General features: G+C 41.4%; 18 protein-coding genes. 9 read left to right on the top strand and 9 right to left on the bottom strand.

Features of this window, described 5'->3' with window-relative positions:
• Window positions 1-91: 91 nt before the first annotated feature.
• Both AC1MCB_RS05440 and AC1MCB_RS05435 read left to right on the top strand, forming a co-directional pair.
• On the top strand, window positions 92-763 hold the full coding sequence (locus AC1MCB_RS05440) for a hypothetical protein (protein ID WP_479967726.1): 672 nt from the start codon (window positions 92-94) through the stop codon (window positions 761-763).
• An 80-nt stretch (window positions 764-843) separates the two neighbouring features.
• On the top strand, window positions 844-2,709 hold the full coding sequence (locus AC1MCB_RS05435; RefSeq protein ID WP_479967725.1) for an LTA synthase family protein: 1,866 nt from the start codon (window positions 844-846) through the stop codon (window positions 2,707-2,709).
• 124 nt (window positions 2,710-2,833) lie between these two features.
• On the opposite strand, the gene cysM is transcribed toward AC1MCB_RS05435, so the two are convergent.
• From cysM to AC1MCB_RS05415, 4 genes are all read right to left on the bottom strand, one after another.
• Window positions 2,834-3,706, bottom strand: coding sequence for a cysteine synthase CysM (gene cysM / locus AC1MCB_RS05430; RefSeq protein WP_479967724.1), 873 nt, complete (start codon window positions 3,704-3,706; stop codon window positions 2,834-2,836).
• A 2-nt stretch (window positions 3,707-3,708) separates the two neighbouring features.
• Complete coding sequence (locus tag AC1MCB_RS05425; RefSeq protein ID WP_479967723.1) at window positions 3,709-4,527, bottom strand: serine O-acetyltransferase; 819 nt, start codon at window positions 4,525-4,527, stop codon at window positions 3,709-3,711.
• Between the two features lie 257 nt (window positions 4,528-4,784).
• Window positions 4,785-5,372 carry an alpha-ketoglutarate-dependent dioxygenase AlkB gene (locus AC1MCB_RS05420; protein WP_479967722.1) on the bottom strand — a complete coding sequence of 196 codons (588 nt, stop codon included), beginning with the start codon at window positions 5,370-5,372 and terminating at the stop codon, window positions 4,785-4,787.
• A gap of 136 nt (window positions 5,373-5,508) precedes the next feature.
• Entirely contained in the window at window positions 5,509-6,435 is a 927-nt protein-coding gene (locus tag AC1MCB_RS05415; protein WP_479967721.1) for a DUF5996 family protein, read from the bottom strand.
• 178 nt (window positions 6,436-6,613) lie between these two features.
• Here AC1MCB_RS05415 and AC1MCB_RS05410 point away from each other — a divergent pair, with 178 nt between their 5' ends.
• The 3 genes from AC1MCB_RS05410 (at window position 6,614) to AC1MCB_RS05400 (ending at window position 8,301) form a co-directional block, all read left to right on the top strand.
• On the top strand, window positions 6,614-7,237 hold the full coding sequence (locus AC1MCB_RS05410; RefSeq protein ID WP_479967720.1) for an alcohol dehydrogenase catalytic domain-containing protein: 624 nt from the start codon (window positions 6,614-6,616) through the stop codon (window positions 7,235-7,237).
• A 26-nt stretch (window positions 7,238-7,263) separates the two neighbouring features.
• On the top strand, window positions 7,264-7,584 hold the full coding sequence (locus AC1MCB_RS05405; RefSeq protein ID WP_479967719.1) for a zinc-binding dehydrogenase: 321 nt from the start codon (window positions 7,264-7,266) through the stop codon (window positions 7,582-7,584).
• A 123-nt stretch (window positions 7,585-7,707) separates the two neighbouring features.
• A complete protein-coding gene (locus tag AC1MCB_RS05400) occupies window positions 7,708-8,301 on the top strand; it encodes a DJ-1/PfpI family protein (RefSeq protein WP_479967718.1) in 594 nt (197 codons plus the stop codon).
• 15 nt (window positions 8,302-8,316) lie between these two features.
• Here AC1MCB_RS05400 and AC1MCB_RS05395 read toward each other — a convergent pair whose 3' ends face one another.
• The 5 genes from AC1MCB_RS05395 to AC1MCB_RS05375 form a co-directional block, all read right to left on the bottom strand.
• Window positions 8,317-8,775, bottom strand: a complete 459-nt coding sequence (locus tag AC1MCB_RS05395; RefSeq protein ID WP_479967717.1) for a MaoC family dehydratase — start codon at window positions 8,773-8,775, stop codon at window positions 8,317-8,319.
• Window positions 8,776-9,553: 778 nt separating this feature from the next.
• Window positions 9,554-11,215 (bottom strand): RagB/SusD family nutrient uptake outer membrane protein, encoded by a 1,662-nt coding sequence (locus AC1MCB_RS05390; RefSeq protein ID WP_479967716.1) that lies wholly within the window; start codon window positions 11,213-11,215, stop codon window positions 9,554-9,556.
• Between the two features lie 27 nt (window positions 11,216-11,242).
• Complete coding sequence (locus AC1MCB_RS05385) at window positions 11,243-14,425, bottom strand: SusC/RagA family TonB-linked outer membrane protein (RefSeq protein ID WP_479967715.1); 3,183 nt, start codon at window positions 14,423-14,425, stop codon at window positions 11,243-11,245.
• A 10-nt stretch (window positions 14,426-14,435) separates the two neighbouring features.
• Complete coding sequence (locus tag AC1MCB_RS05380; RefSeq protein WP_479967714.1) at window positions 14,436-15,470, bottom strand: FecR family protein; 1,035 nt, start codon at window positions 15,468-15,470, stop codon at window positions 14,436-14,438.
• A 161-nt stretch (window positions 15,471-15,631) separates the two neighbouring features.
• A complete protein-coding gene (locus tag AC1MCB_RS05375; RefSeq protein ID WP_479967713.1) occupies window positions 15,632-16,144 on the bottom strand; it encodes a sigma-70 family RNA polymerase sigma factor in 513 nt (170 codons plus the stop codon).
• A gap of 397 nt (window positions 16,145-16,541) precedes the next feature.
• On the opposite strand from AC1MCB_RS05375, the gene AC1MCB_RS05370 reads away from it, so the two are divergent.
• The 4 genes from AC1MCB_RS05370 to AC1MCB_RS05355 all read left to right on the top strand — a co-directional run bounded on the left by AC1MCB_RS05370 (window position 16,542) and on the right by AC1MCB_RS05355 (window position 18,760).
• Window positions 16,542-17,102, top strand: a complete 561-nt coding sequence (locus AC1MCB_RS05370) for a YciE/YciF ferroxidase family protein (protein WP_479967712.1) — start codon at window positions 16,542-16,544, stop codon at window positions 17,100-17,102.
• Window positions 17,103-17,469: 367 nt separating this feature from the next.
• Window positions 17,470-18,009 (top strand): DinB family protein, encoded by a 540-nt coding sequence (locus AC1MCB_RS05365; protein WP_479967711.1) that lies wholly within the window; start codon window positions 17,470-17,472, stop codon window positions 18,007-18,009.
• Between the two features lie 67 nt (window positions 18,010-18,076).
• Window positions 18,077-18,493 (top strand): OsmC family protein, encoded by a 417-nt coding sequence (locus AC1MCB_RS05360; protein ID WP_479967710.1) that lies wholly within the window; start codon window positions 18,077-18,079, stop codon window positions 18,491-18,493.
• 132 nt (window positions 18,494-18,625) lie between these two features.
• A complete protein-coding gene (locus tag AC1MCB_RS05355; protein ID WP_479967709.1) occupies window positions 18,626-18,760 on the top strand; it encodes a hypothetical protein in 135 nt (44 codons plus the stop codon).
• The last annotated feature ends 57 nt before the right edge of the window (window positions 18,761-18,817 follow it).

The following is an 18,817-nucleotide window of genomic DNA, read 5'->3' as shown; positions in this document are numbered from 1 at the left end:
AAGAAAAAAATAGTGCTATACCTAAATAATTTTTATAAGGGGTAACAAATCACTGTTTTGATCGTCTTTATTAAAATCAATCCTCTAAAACATGAAAAGAATCATTTTGAGTATGGCTTTAATGGCGAGTGGAACGGCGCTTCTTGCGCAGAAACCCGCAACAAAAATAGCCGAAGGAACTATAACTTATGCAGTAGAGTGGCAGCTACCTGAACAAATGAAACCCATGGCCGCTAACTTCCCTTCTGAATTGAAAGTATTTTTTAAGGGCGATTCTGCAAGTCTGAAGACCGAATCGCCAATGTATTCCAGCACTTCTATTGTCAATATAAAAAAGGAATACGAAAGAATGCTACTCGACATACCAATGATGGGTAAGAAATTCTCTGTGATATTCACTCCTGCTGACCAGGAAAAAATTCAGGATAAGCTTCCTGACCTGACCCTAAAAGTGGGAAAAGAAACTAAAGAGTTAGCCGGCTATAAAGCTCAAAAATACGCGGTGAACGAAAAGAAGTCTAATCAGAATTTCGAAGCCTGGTTCACAAAAGACATCGAGGTAACTCCAAATACGCTGTCCCGGTACTATGATAAAAGCTACGGCTTTCCGCTCGAATTCAGTACGTTCATGAACGGCATCACTGTAAAAGCCAAAGTGAAGGAAGTAAAAGCTGGAGCGGTTCCGGCAGGATCATTTTCAGCTAATGGCGATTTTGAAGAGATTACACTAGATCAGCTTATGCAAATGAGTGGCGGTGGTTGATAGAAACACATAGCGTTTACCGGAAGGTAACGTTCACTTTAAAGCTTTTTAACATTGTCCGTTTTATTTATCTTGCGGCAATGTTAAAAAGCTTTATTTTTTTACTGCGGTTTTATCTTTTCTGGCTTGTTTTCTTTTCTCTCGAACGTTTGCTCTTTTTAGTTTATTTCTCAGATAAACTTAACGGCGTTCCAATCACTCAAACTCTAAAATCGTTCCTTTACGGTCTGCGTCTTGATGCTTCTATGGCTGGTTATATTTCAGCGATACCCCTGCTTATCTTTATAATATTGTGGATCTTTCCACGCATTAATTTTAAGCCTGCCATTACTAAAACTTACGTCACTATACTTATTACACTATGTTCCCTAATCGCCGTAATCAACTTCAACATCTATCGCGAATGGGGTTCAAAAATCAATTCGAAGGCACTTGACTTCTTCTTCAATTCTACCAGGGAGGCAATCGCATCCAGCTCCTCCTCGCCTATCCTGTTATCTATTTCCATCTTGCTTGTATTGATATCTGCGGGAATATTGCTGTCCCGCCTTATAATCGCGCATCAGATCCCTCCCTCAAAGGCTAATGTGTGGCAGAAGACCTTAGCGTCAATGTTATTTATCGGTATAACTTTCCTGACGATCCGCGGCGGCGTGGATGTCGCTCCCATCAATCAGAGCATGGCTTATTTTTCCAGTAAACCAATTTTAAATCATGCCGCTGTAAATACTGAGTGGAATCTTATTCAGGATCTTGTAAAACAGGATCTTAACCAAAAGAACCCATTCAAATATTATCCGGAGAAAGAAGCTGCAGCCATAGTAAAAGAATTGTACGCTATTGATTCAAATCCCCCATCAGCTCGAATATTAGGCATTCCCAGACCAAACGTTGTCTTGATTTTGCTTGAAAGTTTTACAGCTGATCTGGTTGAGAGCCTTGGCGGTGAAAAAGGCATTGCTCCCAATATGGAGCATTTAATCGATAATGGATTATTGTTCGATCATATCTTTGCATCCGGCGACCGTACTGACAAAGGGCTAATTGCTGTTTTGAGTGCTTTCCCGGCCCAGGCAATTATAAGTATCATTAAAATAAATGACAAGCAGGAAAAACTGCCGTCGATAAGCCAGGCGTTGAGAGAAAAAGGATATCATACCTCTTTTTATTACGGAGGACAAAGTGAATTTTTTAATATAAAGTCCTATTTGTTTAGTCACGAGTTCAATACCGTGAAAGACAAATCACAATTCGACAGGAGAGACCTAAGTGCATGGGGAGCATTTGATCACAAAGTTTTTGAGAAACATGTTAATGAGGTTAAATATTTTCATCAGCCCTTTTTTTCAACGATTCTTACCCTTTCAAATCATGAGCCTTTTCAAGTTCCCGGAAAGCCACATTTCCCCGGTGAGACTCTGGAGGATAAATTCAGAAGTACCGCCTACTATACAGATTCAAGTCTGGCAGCCTATTTAAAAGAAGCTCGGAAGCAAAGCTGGTATAAAAATACCCTCTTTATAATTGTAGCGGATCATGGTCATAGGTTGCCTAAAAGTATTTATGAGATTTACGACCCTGGACGTTTTCGAATACCACTCATTTTTTTTGGCGATGCTCTGAAACCGGAATTTAGAGGTAAAGTGATCAGTAAAATCGGAAGTCAGACCGACATAGCAGCGACTCTGTTAAACCAGCTCGGCATTCCACACCAGCAGTTCGGTTGGAGTCGCGATCTGTTAAATCCGGCTATTGCTGGGTTCAGTTTCTTTGATTGGGATAACGGTTTTGGTGTTGCTAATGAGCATCAAACCGTTTCTTTCGATAATGAATCTAAAAAAGTCATTTACCGTAAAGACGCGGATAACTTAAAGTCTGACAGCGCGATGCTGCGATATGGCAAAGCATATATGCAGCTTGTTTACCAGAGCTTTTTAAATTATTAAGAGAATTATTGTTAGCCGGCACAGGAGCAAGAGAGGTGGCCTAATTATTTAACAAGCTGTGACTGGAGAGGCCCGGAACCAGCAATTACAATTCTAATTGACAAAAATAGAATCTGATAAAAGCCTATCCAAAAAGATCAGAGCTAAGATAGCGGTCACCCCTGTCACAGGCGATAAATACAATAAGCCCTTCTTTTAACTCTTTACTAAGACGTAGCGCAGCGGATGCTGCACCTCCACTGCTCATACCTGCAAAAATTCCTTCTTCCCGGGCAAGTAATCTTGTAGTTTCCACAGCTTCCTCTTGCGAAATATCCATCACCCGATCCACCTTATCCGGATTGAAAATCTTCGGTACATATTCCTTAGACCACCTACGAATGCCGGGAATAGATGCTTCCTCAGTAGGCTGGCAGCCGATGACCTGGATAGCAGAATTTTGCTCTTTAAAAAAAGCAGAGCATCCCATGATGGTTCCGGTAGTTCCCATGGAACTGACGAAGTGAGTAATTCCATGGTGAGTATCTCTCCAGATCTCCGGACCAGTTGTCTTGTAGTGTGCAAGATAATTATCCGGATTACTAAACTGATTCAGTGCATAATAATCCCCGCTGGCTGCTTTCTCGTCCGCATAATCCCTACATATTTCCATAGTTTCAAGAAGGGTTACGCGGGCACCAAATGCTTCCATAGTCAATACCCTTTCGCGAGTTGAAGTAACCGGCATAATCAGCTCAATACTAAGTCCATATAACCTGGCCATCAAGGCCATGGCAATACCAGTGTTACCGCTGGTGGCTTCAATCAACTTAGTGTGTTCGTCAATATCCCCACGCTGCAGAGCACTCTTAATCATATTCATTGCAGGCCGGTCTTTTACACTTCCCCCCGGGTTATTTCCCTCCAGCTTGGCGTAAATCTTAACACCCGGATTTGTATTGAGTCTTTTAAGCTCAACCATGGGTGTATTACCAACTGTATCTAAAATCGTCGCCATGCTTATATATTATTAATGAATTTACCTTCTACTACGGTTATCTCCGGATTATGATAAACCAGCGAGCCGGGAGGAACAGACTGCGTAAGCCATACATTGCCCCCAATTACCGAGCCCTCGCCAATTACCGTTTCACCTCCCAAAATAGTAGCACCTGAATAGATTACGACATTATCTTTTATTGTCGGATGACGTTTCTGCTGCGCCATGCTTTTAGTTACACTCAGAGCTCCGAGCGTAACTCCCTGGTACATCTTTACGTCACGGCCTATTATTGACGTCTCTCCGATTACAATACCGGTACCATGGTCGATCATGAAGTATTCACCTATTTCTGCAGCAGGGTGAATATCAATGCCGGTCTTACTATGTGCATATTCCGTTAATATTCTGGGAATAAGCGGTACCTCTAACAAATGAAGGAGATGAGAAATTCTGTAAAATGATAAGGCGTAGAATCCAGGATAAGCCCTGATCACTTCAAAACAGGTCCTGGCGGCCGGATCACCCCGATGAAGCGCCTCGATATCTGTATTTAATAATCTATGAATCTCAGGCAGCTGGCTAAAAAAGGCAGCGCTGACAGCTTCATGATTGCATTCAGAGCAAGCCTTCGTGAGATCCATTATGAGAACCAATTTTTGTTCAAGCTTTTTGAACTCAGCACGAATTGATTCAACGTTTTGATAAGTAGTCTCCGATAGTTCCGGGTATAAAACGTATATCAGTTTCGTGGCCCAACCAGCAATTACCTGATTTGTTGGCACTTGCTGTTTTTGTTGCTGCTTATTAAATATTTGCTGTAAAAAATCTTTATTCATCTCTATCTGAAGGCCAATTCAAGTTCCGGGCACAAAAGTGAAAAGTATAATTTGAATCTATAAATATTTCTCAATAACTGACACCCATAATACAATGCTGCAAAAAAAGCCGCATCTATACTATTGACAATCAATCAAAAGTAAGAAAAGTGAATAAATATTGGGTTATTGCATCGCTATGGACACGATGTCAGAGTTCAATACTATCTATCTTATAGATATTAATGAAGCCTGCTTAACTGGGGTTAATGACGAGCTCAGGTAACAAAGTTAAACGCGGGTTTCAGGGTCCTTAAAGTAATGGAGTACCGAAGGTTCTTAACAGGTGAAATTCCGTGTTGCCAATCCGTTCGTGATTCGCCTTGTATAACATATAGAGAGCGACGCTTAACGGGCAAGGACACTATAGCTGATCGGCCTTGTTTTGCCTTTTCATGGGGTCGAAATCGAAATACACAATCAGAAAGCAAGGAAATACCTGCTATGGTATCGAACGGCGCCGCATCACGATGCCAGTTGATTACAGATCCGATTGGATATTCGGTAAGTAATACTTCCACAAAGTCTTCCTGGTTTAAATTTAAGCGTGTCGATGTCTTTAGTATAAGGGGCTTGAAGCTGATCGGGATTTCCTTTCCTTTGGAAAGAGTTCTCCTTTCAAAACTCCAGTCGTGACCGAAACTTGCAATCTTACGTTTTGCCTCATAGCCCTGAAAGATTAATGCTGACATTGGAGTTTTCTCTATTTCCAAAATCAGTTCGAGCTCCTCCGCTTGAGTTAAGAAATCGGGAAAATAGTGGAAACCTTTCGGCATCCCTGAATCAATCTCAAATAAATTATCCATTTAAAAAGACCGCTAAAATAAATGGCATAGCTAATTAGCTGTCAAAGCCTGAATTCGTGTTCCTTTAATTACTCGTTAGATGAATAGTTGACCGAAAGCGCATTAAACTATTTTCAAATAACTAGATGCTTACAAATTAATAGCTCGAGGATATAAACGTTCTGTTCTCAAGCGAACCTCTATCCCACTGCGCAAGATCGGCCGCTGCATCATAAGTGCTTCTCAGGAATTCAATAAGTTTCTCATTTGGATCAGCAGCTTTCCGAACAACTTTGTAGGGCAGAATGAACTCTCCAAGGTCGTCGTGATAATAAGCCCCATCGGGCAGCACTACAGCTTTCTTAAACCCATCTGGTTCCGGATAAATGTAGCTGTAAAATGCGGCAAAAGGAACAGCCTCGTTGCCGGGCCAGAAGCCGCAGCTGCTTACTTCATGTGAGTAAGCTTCCCTAACCACACGGTCCGGAAGGTTCGGAATGCCTCCGGGATGCATTGGTGCCTCCCGTCCGGAGAATCTTGAAACCGCCAGATCAAAGCTTCCCCAGAAAAAATGAACAGGACTGCATTTACCTCTAAACTCAGAGCGAAACTGAGTTAAAACGTTTTGAGTGTTTAATAGCGCCTTATGTAGAGCTGTCGCATGTTTTGGATGGTATGTCTTATGAATTTTATCTTGATTAAAAGGAATGCCGTTTGGTATCTCATTTGGCACAACGTTGATCTCGACAGCGATATTTAGCTCGTTTAGGGCCCTCATAACGTTCTCGTAAAATTGTGCAACGGACAATCCCTGGAGATCAAACATTCGGGTTAAACGCGAATCAGTTATAATTTTAAGCTTATGCTGCACAAGATCGAAGTCTATCTGAAAATGCTTGTCTTCATGTGTCAGCCCGTACGTGGTTAAACCAGTTGTTGAAACTCCTAAAGGAACGTGCCAGGAATGATTGATCCAGGGAAGTTTCATCAGCTTGATCTTCCCAACAATCTGTGTCCACATGTGAAGAGTTTCATAAGTATCCTTTGCCTCGCTATAAGATAATTCAGGCCATTCTCTAGTCATTCAGCTTTTAATTTATAGCTTAATTTACACTTTTTCCTGATTGTTGAGAAGGACGAAAAAAGTTTTTTATTCGGAATAATAAGGGCATATGATTGAAGATGAAATGGTCGGTCTTTGTACATCACACAAGCACAACATTCATTTGTCTATTGAATACATCACTTCACCAGAAACGTAAATGAAAGCTATCATTATCACCAAACCTGGCACCCCCAGCGTGCTGCAAATACAAGAAAGACCAGTGCCTGTTCCGGGCAGCAAAGAAGTACTGATCCGTATTAAAGCTGCCGGTGTCAACCGACCCGATGTTATGCAGCGTAAAGGCGCTTACCCAGCTCCTGCAGGTGCCCCGGCTGACATACCCGGACTGGAAGTGTCAGGTATAATTGAAGAATGCGGAACAGAGGTTAGTCTCTGGGAAAAAGGCGATAATGTCTGCGCGCTCCTTGCTGGTGGCGGATACGCTGAATTTGCCACCATAGATGAAGGCCAATGTTTACCCGTACCTGCAGGCCTCAGTTTCGAAGAAGCAGCGTCATTGCCTGAAACTGTTTTTACCGTATGGCATAATGTATTTCAAAGGGGTTCGTTAAAAGCAGGTGAACGTTTCCTGGTACATGGCGGCAGTAGCGGCATAGGCATTACAGCAATTCAGCTTGCAAAAGCGATGGGAGCAGTTGTGTTTACTACTGCCGGATCAGCTGCGAAGTGCACCGCCTGTATCTCGATTGGAGCAGATCGATGCATCAATTATAAACAAGAGGATTTTGAAGAAACTTTATCGAATGAGGGAGTAGAGTGATCCTGGATATGATCGGCGGTGATTACATGTCAAAAAATATTGCATTACTTCGCCCGGAAGGACGGCTGGTTTTCATCAATGCAATGAAGGGTAATCCAGCCGAATTAAATGTGATGCAGATCATGCAGAAAAGGCTTATTATCACTGGAAGCACCTTGCGGAGCAGAGAAATAACGTTTAAAGCAGCACTGGCAAAAGCAGTACAGACTAATGTTTGGCCACTGATAGCTAACGGGAAGTTTAAACCGGTTATCTATCGCTCCTTTCTTTTACAGAATGCAAACAAGGCACATGAGCTGCTGGAAAGCAGTGAGCATATCGGAAAATTAGTACTAATCATTAATTAAAGTTCGGTGAATTTCCGGGGATCAAATGTTAGATAACTTACTGGATTTCAATCTCACTAATAGGAAAAACTAGTGTTACAAACTTCAAATTTCCTTATCTTTCAGTAACAAAAATCAAAACAAATGGCAAAGAAAATTTTAATGCTCGCAGGTGATTTCGTAGAGGATTACGAAATTATGGTTCCATTTCAGAGCTTACTATCCGTAGGTTGTGAAGTGCATGCTGTATGTCCGGATAAAAAGTCAGGTGACACTGTAGCTACAGCCATACACGATTTTGTAGGATTTCAAACTTACGCGGAGCTTAGAGGACATAACTTCACATTGAATAAAACCTTTGACGAAGTTAATGCTAAAGATTATGATGGTCTGTATGTTTGTGGTGGTCGGGCCCCGGAGTACATCCGTCTTAACAATAAGGTGCTTGAAATTACCAGACACTTCTTCGAAGCAGATAAACCTGTAGCGGCCATCTGCCATGGAATACAAATCTTAACCGCGGCTGGCGTTTTAAGCGGGCGAACGCTCACCGCTTATCCGGCTATTGGTCCTGACATCACGCTGGCTGGCGGAACCTATAAAGACATACCTGCGAATGAAGCTATTACAGACGGCAATTTAACGACCTCCCCTGCATGGCCAGGCCATCCCGCTATTCTTAAAGAATTTTATAGATTATTAGGCCTAAAAATTCAAATAGCACAAATGGCTGTGTAACTTACGTTAGTGTTGTTAAATAAAATGGTATAGAAACAAAACGTCGCCTGTGAAAGCTGGTTTTGGCTGATCTTTTATTTCCAACTGGATAGCTAAAGTAGCTTTAGTGATTCCTCTTAAGTTCGTAATAGCCGCCAGTTTAACCCGGCAACGAACTTCACTATCGACCACTACAGCCTGCCCGAATTTCAACTTCTCGATACCGTAATTTACCTCCATTTTCAGATTACGAACATCTACAATTTGCTTCCAAAGAAAAGGGATTAGTGAAAGTGTCAGGTAGCCATGAGCTATCGTTGCCTGAAAAGGGCTGTCAGTTCTCGCACGCTCAGGATCTGTATGTATCCATTGATGATCCAGGGTAGCACCAGCAAATTTATTGATCTGCTCCTGTGTGATCTTATGCCAGGAAGAGACCCCTATCTCAAGACCTAATTTTGATTCAAATTCTGAGTGACTGTTTATAACGACCATATCGCTAAAGTAAAAAAATATTCAATTATCTGAAGGAGTTATTAAACAATGAAAAAATTATAATTAACGTCTGTCTTTCACTGCGTTAAGAATTGAGTTCTGCTAAAGTTACACTCAATTGCTTTTACATATCTGTGGAAACCGCGGATCGAGTACATTTATCGTATTTAATATCCTGAATCCCGCCAAATGAAGTACAAATTTTTACTTTGCTTTTTGACCCTCCCGATCATATTAATTTTCTCAAACAAAAAATGATTCAATCATAAATTAACCTGTTGACCCAGAAACGTTTTTTTGGGAACATCAGGAGATCATTGACAATTATCACCTGCTGCCCCCTACCCCTTTAACATGTTAAGTGTTGGGCGCAAATACATACCAGGAAGACATTGCACCGGCGGCATCATCCATAATCCGGATAACGCTTTAAGCTTAACGCATTTATAACGGATGTGACTTCAAATGGAAAGAAGTTGGACCGAACTGGATTACACACTAGGAACTTAGGTCAGGCGGAAAATTCATTATTGTAGCTTCCGACAGACCATCCATAACCTGGAATAGTAGGAATAACTGGATTCCTTCCTACGATATGAAAGGTTTCAGGTAGTTGTTGGCTGTTCAAAAAACAAAGGGCTTCACAATTAAATGCGAAGCCCTTTGTTTTACCTGTTGATCTATCTACGGTATAGACAACACCAAACACGGTAAAGTCAATCCGAGTTGAGAGATCAACATCCTTTGAGAGATCAACATCCTTCTGGTTGTTTACCTTTTAGAAATTAGGATTCTGTTTGAGTGCTCCTTTACTCAAATCAATTTCATTCTGAGGAATCGGCTGATATTCGTGTTTACCAGCTACAAATGCCGCATTTGATAAATACGCTCTCTTCGTCTTTTCAACGGTTAGGTAGGTATTGATCACATCTGCAGCATCACCCCATCTTACAAGGTCAAAAAAGCGATGCCCTTCCAACGAAAATTCTAACCTTCTTTCCAGCTTTAGAGCAGCAATCGCATCGGCATAGCCAGTAAATGCATTGGCATATTCATCCACTTTATAATTGGCAGCATCACCACCCACACCAATTTTTTGGACTTTTCTGCCATCTCTCGCTCTTCTGCGGACCTGGTTAATCAGCTGGCGACCCGTTTCCAGATCTCCAGTCTCTATAGATGCTTCAGCTTTCCACAACAGAACGTCAGCATACCTGATCACATAATAGTTGAGATCATTGGTGTAAGGGTTAACCTTTAACCAATGCGAACCTAAAGGCGAAACCAGGCGTTTTTTCAAGCTGAAAGGGCCGTAAGTAGATAAATCCCGTACCCATGCCGTGCTGTAAGGAACAGGAAGATCCAGGAACGGTATCCCCTGACGGGCAATAGCATGGTCTAACCTGGGGTCAACAAAATCTGTATCTGTTAGATCTACGTTTCCGGCTACCGGCAATCCCTGCGCATCAGTTTTATAGCTATTTACAAGGTTTTGAGTTGGACGCAAAAACCCGTATTGTGCTCCGGGCCAGTACGGACCACCGATCGGAAATAAGCGATCACCTATTGAACCGTTATAGCTGTTTGTCGATCCGTCATTAATGGAATGCTGTACTGCAAAAATAATCTCTCTCCCGTTATCATTCTCCGGAGTAAATGTATCTGAAAAATTATTCATCAGGATGTAGCCACCCTTAGAGATCACAGTATCAGCCCCTGCTTTAGCTTCAGTCCATTTCTTCTGAAATACATAAGCTTTTGTCAGATAAGCCCATGCTGCAAAGCGAGTAGGTCTTCCCGGCTGAGCTTGTGTATTAGGTAATACATTAATTCCTGCTTTAAAATCATCTTCTATTTTCTGCCATACCTGTTCGGAGGTTAAGGCTTCATTTGACACATAGTAATCTTGTTTTGAAGCAGCAGTTTCATCGATATAAGGTATTTTGTTATAGATCTTTTTCAGATCAAAATAAAAGTGGCCACGCAAAAAACGCATTTCAGCAATTCGCTGATTTCGCAACACTTCATCATAACCAGTTGCCGCCTTTATCAATTTGATGGCCTCGTTTGCCCTGTTGATACCTTCAAAACAGGCCATCCATTTTCTTTGCGCATCCAATGAAGTAGCGTCATGAGTGTATGTTTCCATTTTATGGATGTTGTTTTGATCTCCTGTTCCTCCACCGCCTTTGTAGGCATCATCCGACGTAACATCACCAAATGACCAGTTAGAAGCAGGTGAATTGAATGCGTTCGATGCCTGATCTATCTGACCGTTTAGTACACTATATGCACCTATGATCACAGTCTCAACACCGCTTTTCTCAGCTAGCTGATCTTTAGATAACTCGCCCAGGGGCGGAGAATTAAGAAAGCTCTTTTGACAGGCTGCTGTTATCAAAACAACAGTTACAGCCAGGTATATTAATTTTATTTTCATAATATAAGTTCTTTAAGATTAAACAGATTAAAACGTCACTCCTAAACCGAAGCTGTAAGTCCGTGAATTAGGATAAAGACCACGGTCAACTCCCATATCCAAATTACGGTTGTCAGAAGTGTAGTTCTGCATACCAACTTCAGGATCCATTCCCGTATAACCTGTGATAGTGGCGAGGTTCTGTCCTTGTAAAAACACTCTTAGTTTTTGAGCCCGTATCTTTTGAGCAAGGTTTGCAGGAAGCGTATAGCCAATCTGCACATTTTTAAGTCTGATGTATGCACCGTCTTCAATAAAGTAACTTGACGGTCTTAACTCATTATTTACATCTCTGGTACTTAATGCAGGCACCGTAGAACCTGAATTTTCAGGAGTCCATGCATTTAGAATATTTGTGCTCTTATTGAACTGATCGAAGAAGAAATCGTTGTGATACTTCATGAAATTATAGATCTTGTTTCCGGAGACTCCCTGGAAAAATACACCCAGATCAAAATCCTTATAGTCGGCTTTCAAATTCAAACCGAAGGTGACCGTAGGCATCGGACTTCCAAGAAAGGTTCGGTCACTTGCGTCTACCGTACCGTCACCATTCAGATCGGCATACTGTATACGTCCCACCCCTTTTCCCGTCTGCGCGGGTGCGGCAGCAACCTGTTCGGCTGTTTGAAAGATTCCCAAAACCTGATGACCGTAAAATGAGGCGATAGGCTGTCCTACAGATGTTCTCTGCAACTCCAACCCTCGGCTTAGGTTATTATTAACAGGGCTCGAAATGTAAGAGATATCGCCAGTAAGAGACTCAAGCTTATTCTTTATAAAAGCTACATTCCCGCCAATTTCATATCTGAAACTGCCTTGCCTGTTGCTTTGGTAACTAGCAGCTATCTCCACTCCTTTGTTATTCATTGCACCACCGTTGATGTAGGGAGCAGCCGCCTGTCCAAGTACAGAAGGTTGCTTTGGTTGAACCAGCAGATCCTTAGTATCCTTATTGAAATAATCTACAGTAAGATTTACACGCTCGTCAAATAAACCCAGGTCTAAACCGACGTTGGTTTGTGTGGTCGTTTCCCATTTTAACTGGTCGTTACCGTAACGGCGCTGGGCTATACCCGGTACAAGCGAATTGTTGGTTCCGTTTATATCATAGGTAGTGTTGTACAGATCCAGTCCGAAAGATGAATATGCTGCATATGGTGCAATTTCCTGGTTACCTGTTTGACCCCATCCGAAGCGAAGCTTCATGTTACTTATTGCAGGAACATTGTCTTTGATAAATGACTCTTCAGACATTCTCCATCCGGCAGAAAAAGCTGGGAATACTTGCGTGTTAAAACCATCGGCAAGCTTTGAGGAAGCATCGCGACGTACCGTAGCAGAGAACAGATACTTGTCATTGTAAGTGTAGTTGACCTTTCCGAATAACGAAAATAACGTAGACATTACGCCTGAACCACCATTCTTAGGCAATCCCTGACCTGCATCAAGATACCGTCCATCCAAAATATCCACAGGAAAATTATCACGGTAGGCATTGAAAAATTCAGAGTAAAATCTAATAGCCTCTGTGCCTGCTAACAGGTCAAACTGATGCATACCAAGAGTTTTAGTATAATTAGCTGTATTAGCCCAGGTCCAGGTTTTTGAAACATTATTCTGAGTGGTCAGATTACTTATTGTTTGACTGGTAATCGGCCCTTCGTTATATTTTGAACTGTATGAACGCTGATTGAAGTTATTATAATCCAGGGCAAAATTTGTCTTGGCAGTTAGACCTTCCATAATTGTAACCTCAGCAAACACGTCACCTAGAATTCTTAAGGTTTTACCCGTATTGTCTTTGTTGTAAAAAAGGTTAGCTAATGGGTTCCTTATGTCATTTAATCCACTCACCGGACCAGCAAAATTCCCGTTAATATCATAGATATTGGTTAGGGGATGCGCTTTATACGCATCGCCTGTTACTCCGCCGATTGCAAGATTAGAATTTGCACCGGTTCTTTCTGCGTATGAAACACCTATATTTTCACCAAATCTTACCCGGTCCAGAATATTATAATCAGAATTTAAACGAACAGAATAGCGGTTAAAACCGGTATGCTTTAAAATACCATCCTGATTGAAATAACCGGCAGAAAATGCCTGTCTTGATTTCTCATTACCGCTTGTTAACATCACGTTATGTGACTGAACCGGAGCAGTCTGATAGATCTGATCAAACCAGTTGGTATTACCTGAGCGGATTGTCTGGGCAGCGTTCAAGAATTCTGGAATCACAGCTGTGGCACCATTCCCGAACAAAGGATGATTTGGAGTAATGTTATCATTCTTTAAAGCTTTGAAATAAGTATCCCCGAACTGCTGCGAATTTAATGTTCCCGGTAAATTGGCGACGTTCTGTACTCCCGTCATGCCATCATAAGCTACCTGAGTTTTCCCCCTTGTTCCCTTCTTGGTAGTCACAATCACTACCCCATTGGCAGCTCGCGAGCCGTAGATAGAAGCTGATGAAGCATCTTTTAACACCTGGATAGATTCAATGTCCGAAGAATTGATCATACTGATACCCGAGGTTGTAGGCACCCCGTCAACAATATACAGTGGATCATTATTACCGATAGTGCTATAACCACGAACCCTCACGGACACTCCACCACCCGGCTGACCATCGCCAACAACACTTACTCCAGCAGCTTTACCTTGCAATGCCTGGTCAATACCAGCCACAGGAACCGTTTTGGCCTCATTAATATTAATAATAGAAACCGCTCCGGTAAGATCCTTTTTACGCTGGGTTGAATAACCAGTCACCACCACCTGCTCTAAAGTATTCGTTTGTTCTTTAAGCTTGATCAGAAGTGATGCGTTTTCTGAGGCTTTAAATTGATATCCTTTAATGATATGTGATTCAAAGCCTACATAGGAAACTGTAATGGTATAAGTACTCTGTGGATTTAGATTTGAGATGTTGAATAAACCTTTTTCATTAGATAAAGCGCCCTTACGCTCACCGGTTGATTCATCTATAGCATCAACCGATGCACCGGGCAAGGTCACACCTTTTTCATCTTCAATAATTCCTGAAAGGGTCGCTCCTTTTGCCTGACTGTAGGCAGAAAAGCTCGTTCCGCACAGCATAAAAAGCAGGCAGGTAATGAGCCCGGGCTTTCTAAGCGGCGTTAAAAGAGTAAGTGTAATTTGTTTCATATGCATCGTTTTATTTGGTTAGCGCTTTTTTAATGATCTTGTATGTCGAACCAGTCTTTATTAAGTCAAGCTCGTTGGTTTGTGCAATGATCCGCAGGACTCTTTCCAGCGAATCGGTACTATTGAAGCTTCCCGTGAAATAGTAATCTTTAAATCCATCTTCCGGGTAAGTTAAATTGATATGGTAAGCCTTTTCTAACTGATTAAATACATTCTTTAAAGGCTCACGATCGAAAGATAAGGTTACCCCGGTCTGCCTTATTTTGAAGTTCTTATTACTTTCACTGCCATTTTTGCTAACAACGTCAAAACGATTAATCACCATAGCTCCTGTAGCTTTATTATAGGAAAGTTCCTGGGCTGGTAGCAAGTAGAAAACTTCATCTTCAGTCAACCGTTTAATCTGAACTTTTCCTTCATGCAACTTGACGCTAACCATATTCATGTCCGCAAATGCATTGATAGTAAATTCAGTTCCTAAAGCTGTCGTTGAAATACTTCCGCTGAGAACCGTAAAAGGCCGGTTTTTGTCCCTGGCTACTTTAAATAAACCTTTCCCGTTTAATTTTATTTCTCTTTTTTCCGCCGGGAACGGAACTTGATAGCTGATTGTTGATCCGGGGCCCAGTTCAACATAAGAACCGTCTGCCAGGATTAAATCCTGGCTTTTATCAGAAAAATTCTTCTCGGACCGCCATACACTAGCTTTTTTATTGAGAGCAATCTGATCTTGATTATTCAAGCCAATTTTGAAAACGACTAAGCCAGCCGTCATAACAAGTATTAATGATGCGGCAATCACCCACTTGTAGCTTACGATTTTGGATTTAGGCCGGTCATAGGTCTGAAATCTGATCTTAGAAAGCATTTGCTGACTGCGTTCTTCTGAAAAAATAAAGTCAGATGATTCAATTTCATCCCATTCTTTCCTGCCTAGATATTTTTCGGCCGCCTTACCATTTCCTTCGAGATATTTAAGTACAGAATTCGCCTCTTTCCGGTCGCACTGTCCTTTAAAAAAACGAATCATTAAGTCTTCTGACATTTCTTCCATAACTCTTCTAATAGCAATACGATTCTAAGGGAGCTTACACGTAACCGGAAGAAAATTATTTTTAGAAAAGACCAGCTGTCCCCAACAAACTTAGAGTTTGACATAAAAAGACTGGCAAAGAGTTATTTATTGTCAATGGATTATCGCCAAATCTAGAACAAAGTATAAAGCAGCGATTTTAGCTGCCGAAGCGCTAATGACATATGTTTTTCAACTGTCCGCGGAGAGATTGCAAGTTTTTCAGCTATTTGTTTATTTGAAAATCCTTCATAACGATTCAAGAGAAAGACTTGCTTGCGCATGGGCGGAAGAGTATTGATGGAAGTGGTGACCTGATTTTCAAGATCGAATTCCCAAAAAGGTTCTGATGTATGTTCACTAGCCGGACTTATTGCACCAACTAATCGTTGCCGATTTGCTTGTTTTTTTAAAAAGTCCAGCATGGTAGTTCTGGCTATGGTAAAAAGCTGCGCTTCCAGAGGTATCATCTCATCCAACGTGTGTTTAAAATTCCAAAGTTTGATAAAAGTAAGCTGTACCATCTCCTCAGCCATATACTTCGACTTAGTCTTATGGAGAAAGTAAGCGTAAACTTTCAAATGCCACAAGTGATATACTTTCTCATATACGACCTGATTGCCCTGCTTTAGACACGCTGTGTACATTATTAATATTTGTTTATAGGCGCAAATTAAAGTCTGAATATAACTTAAATGTTAAGATAAAAAATTATAATCGCGAGGGACCTGATCCTGACTAACACAATAAGGGTTTTTCCTTTAAAACAAGTCAAAAATATAAGCCTATCGCTCGTGACCTTACGAGCTTGCAGCAATAAGATTTGTTTGGTTCCGCTATATCCTTTAATCGCTGCGGTAAATACGCATTTAAAGCGCTTCCCGAACCGCATATACGATTCACAATAATCCGAAGAATTGGTGATGCAGATATATCAGAAAGTTGAAGGTCTTTATTCTTTGGAATATTGATTCTTCAATTCCGATCGGATTGACAAAACAAACCTTTATTCCCGCTGTTTGCTAATAAACTAATCATACTACTATGGCAACAAAGACAGCAAACAGCAAAACGACAACTAAAAGACCTACTGGTTTAACCGGAAAAATGCAGGATTCAGAATTCCATAAATTTTTTGTAGATGAACTGAAGGACATCTATTGGGCAGAAAAACATCTGGTTAAAGCCTTGCCAAAAATGCAGAAAGCAGCAACCAGCACTGAATTAGCAGCATGCTTCGAAAAGCACACTTTAGAAACACAAACCCATATTGACACACTTGAAAAGGTGTTTGCATTGCTTGACGAGAAAGCAGCTGCGAAGAAATGTGATGCTATGGAAGGCTTACTTGAGGAGGCGAAAAGCATTATGGAAGATACTGATAAGGGAACAATGATCAGAGATGCCGGCTTAATTTTAGCGGCTCAAAAGGTAGAACATTACGAGATTGCTACCTATGGCACTCTTAGAACTCTTGCCAATAACATGGGCCATACCCAGGTGGTTGAGCTTTTACAACAAACTCTTGATAATGAAAAAGAAACCGATGTGGCGTTAACCGTAGTGGCAGAAAGTTTCATCAATGAAGAAGCAGCTGCGGAGTAATCCATCAAATTTTATTAAAAACCCTGTAAGATTCGCCTTGCAGGGTTTTTAATTAATTTTTTTGCCAACATGTAATATCTCACCGCTGCAGATTGTCTAATGTCCGATTCTGATGTTCGATATCAGCATTTCCAAAACCCACTCTCGCCAGAAGGTCTTACAGCTTTTTTCTTTAATGAACCGCCTATCTTGCTTAATTTACTTAGCCTTACTGCTGGCTGTATCACCAGAGGTATGCTTAATAATGTCCAGTTAATACAACATCTCACGACGAGGAAAAGGCGAGAATATGTCGAAAAAATCTTCTTCGGAGCCGTCAAACATTGCATATAAGAAGGCGTTATAGTAATACCTAAAACTAACCAACATGGAAATCCCAGCCCAGACACTAAACCGGTTCTCAACCCAGCATAAGATCATTAAATACTATATCGACGGTCTTCCTCCGGAAGCTATATATAAGAGATTAACTCCTGACAAATGGGCAATACATGAGATTGTCGCATACATGTGTCGATATCAGTATATATTCCTGAATCGGATTAAGGCAATAACCTCTGAATTAAATCCGTTTTTCGAAATGTATAAACCGGATAATGATCCGGAATTTTCATTTACGGCGGCTAAAACTACGGGCTCACTGCTTCATGAAATCTACCGGGTTCGGCAGGAGCTGATCAATCAGCTTGAAAAGTTGAATGAAAACTATGGTTCGCGCATTGGGACCCACGCTATACTGGGAAAAATGTCTTTAACCCAGTGGGTTGAATTTTTCCTTCTTCATGAATCAAATCAACTGTTCAAGATCTTTAAAATGGCAGGCAGCTTCTGGTCTTTCGGGATCAACCAGGATAATATAATCAGTATGCCAAGGCTTCAACAGCCCATGGACGAACTGGCAGGATGACACATTCATACCTGCTTGGAGCCATTTCATATATTTGAAGTGGCTATTTTTTTGTTAGCTTGGGCAGATGGAAAATTGTGTAACGGCGCCCTGCGCTTCCGTGGAAATAGGCAGAGATCATTACCGTACTGAAATAACAGCTGACGGCCACACCATTGTTTCTGATGAGTCGCTTGAATTAGGCGGCAACAATGAAGGCATGAATTCAAGCATGCTTTTACTGGCGAGCTTAGGCAGTTGCACCGCAATTACCCTCCGCATGTATGCCGATCGTAAAAAATGGCCACTTGAGAAGGTAAGAATCGAGCTCTCTATGGATGTTATCAGAAGCGAACTTCAGCAAACCACGCACATCAAAAAACACCTCCACCTGGAAGGCCCCCTTAGCGAGGAGCAAAAAACTCGGTTGAAGCAAATAGCTGATCTTTGTCCGATGCACAAGATCTTAAGCAATCCGGTGGTAATTACTACTAACGTTTTATAAGAAGTTTCTGAGCACGCTATGAACAAAGCGATAATTCCCACTTCATTTAGTTAGCACTGGTTTTAGCAGCAGCTTAAAATGCCCTTTTTGTAAAAGAGATAAGGGGAGGTTTTGGCTAAAGCCAATCAAACGATGACATTATTTATCCTCCAGCCAAAGCTGGAGGCAACTGAAGCAGCTCAGTCAATTGCCACTAGCTTTAGCCAGTGGATTAAAATGCTGCTTTTTAATGAGGGCTTTAGCCAAACCTTTTTAACGTCAAACTAAATAAGGTTTGGCAAGCTTGGTTAAAGCCAGACAATAGTAGCGCAAATTATCCCTCAA

This window comes from Daejeonella sp. AP26 (genome assembly GCF_056680515.1).
Note: the sequence above shows the minus strand (reverse complement) of the source record. Positions and strands in the feature narration are given on the sequence as shown.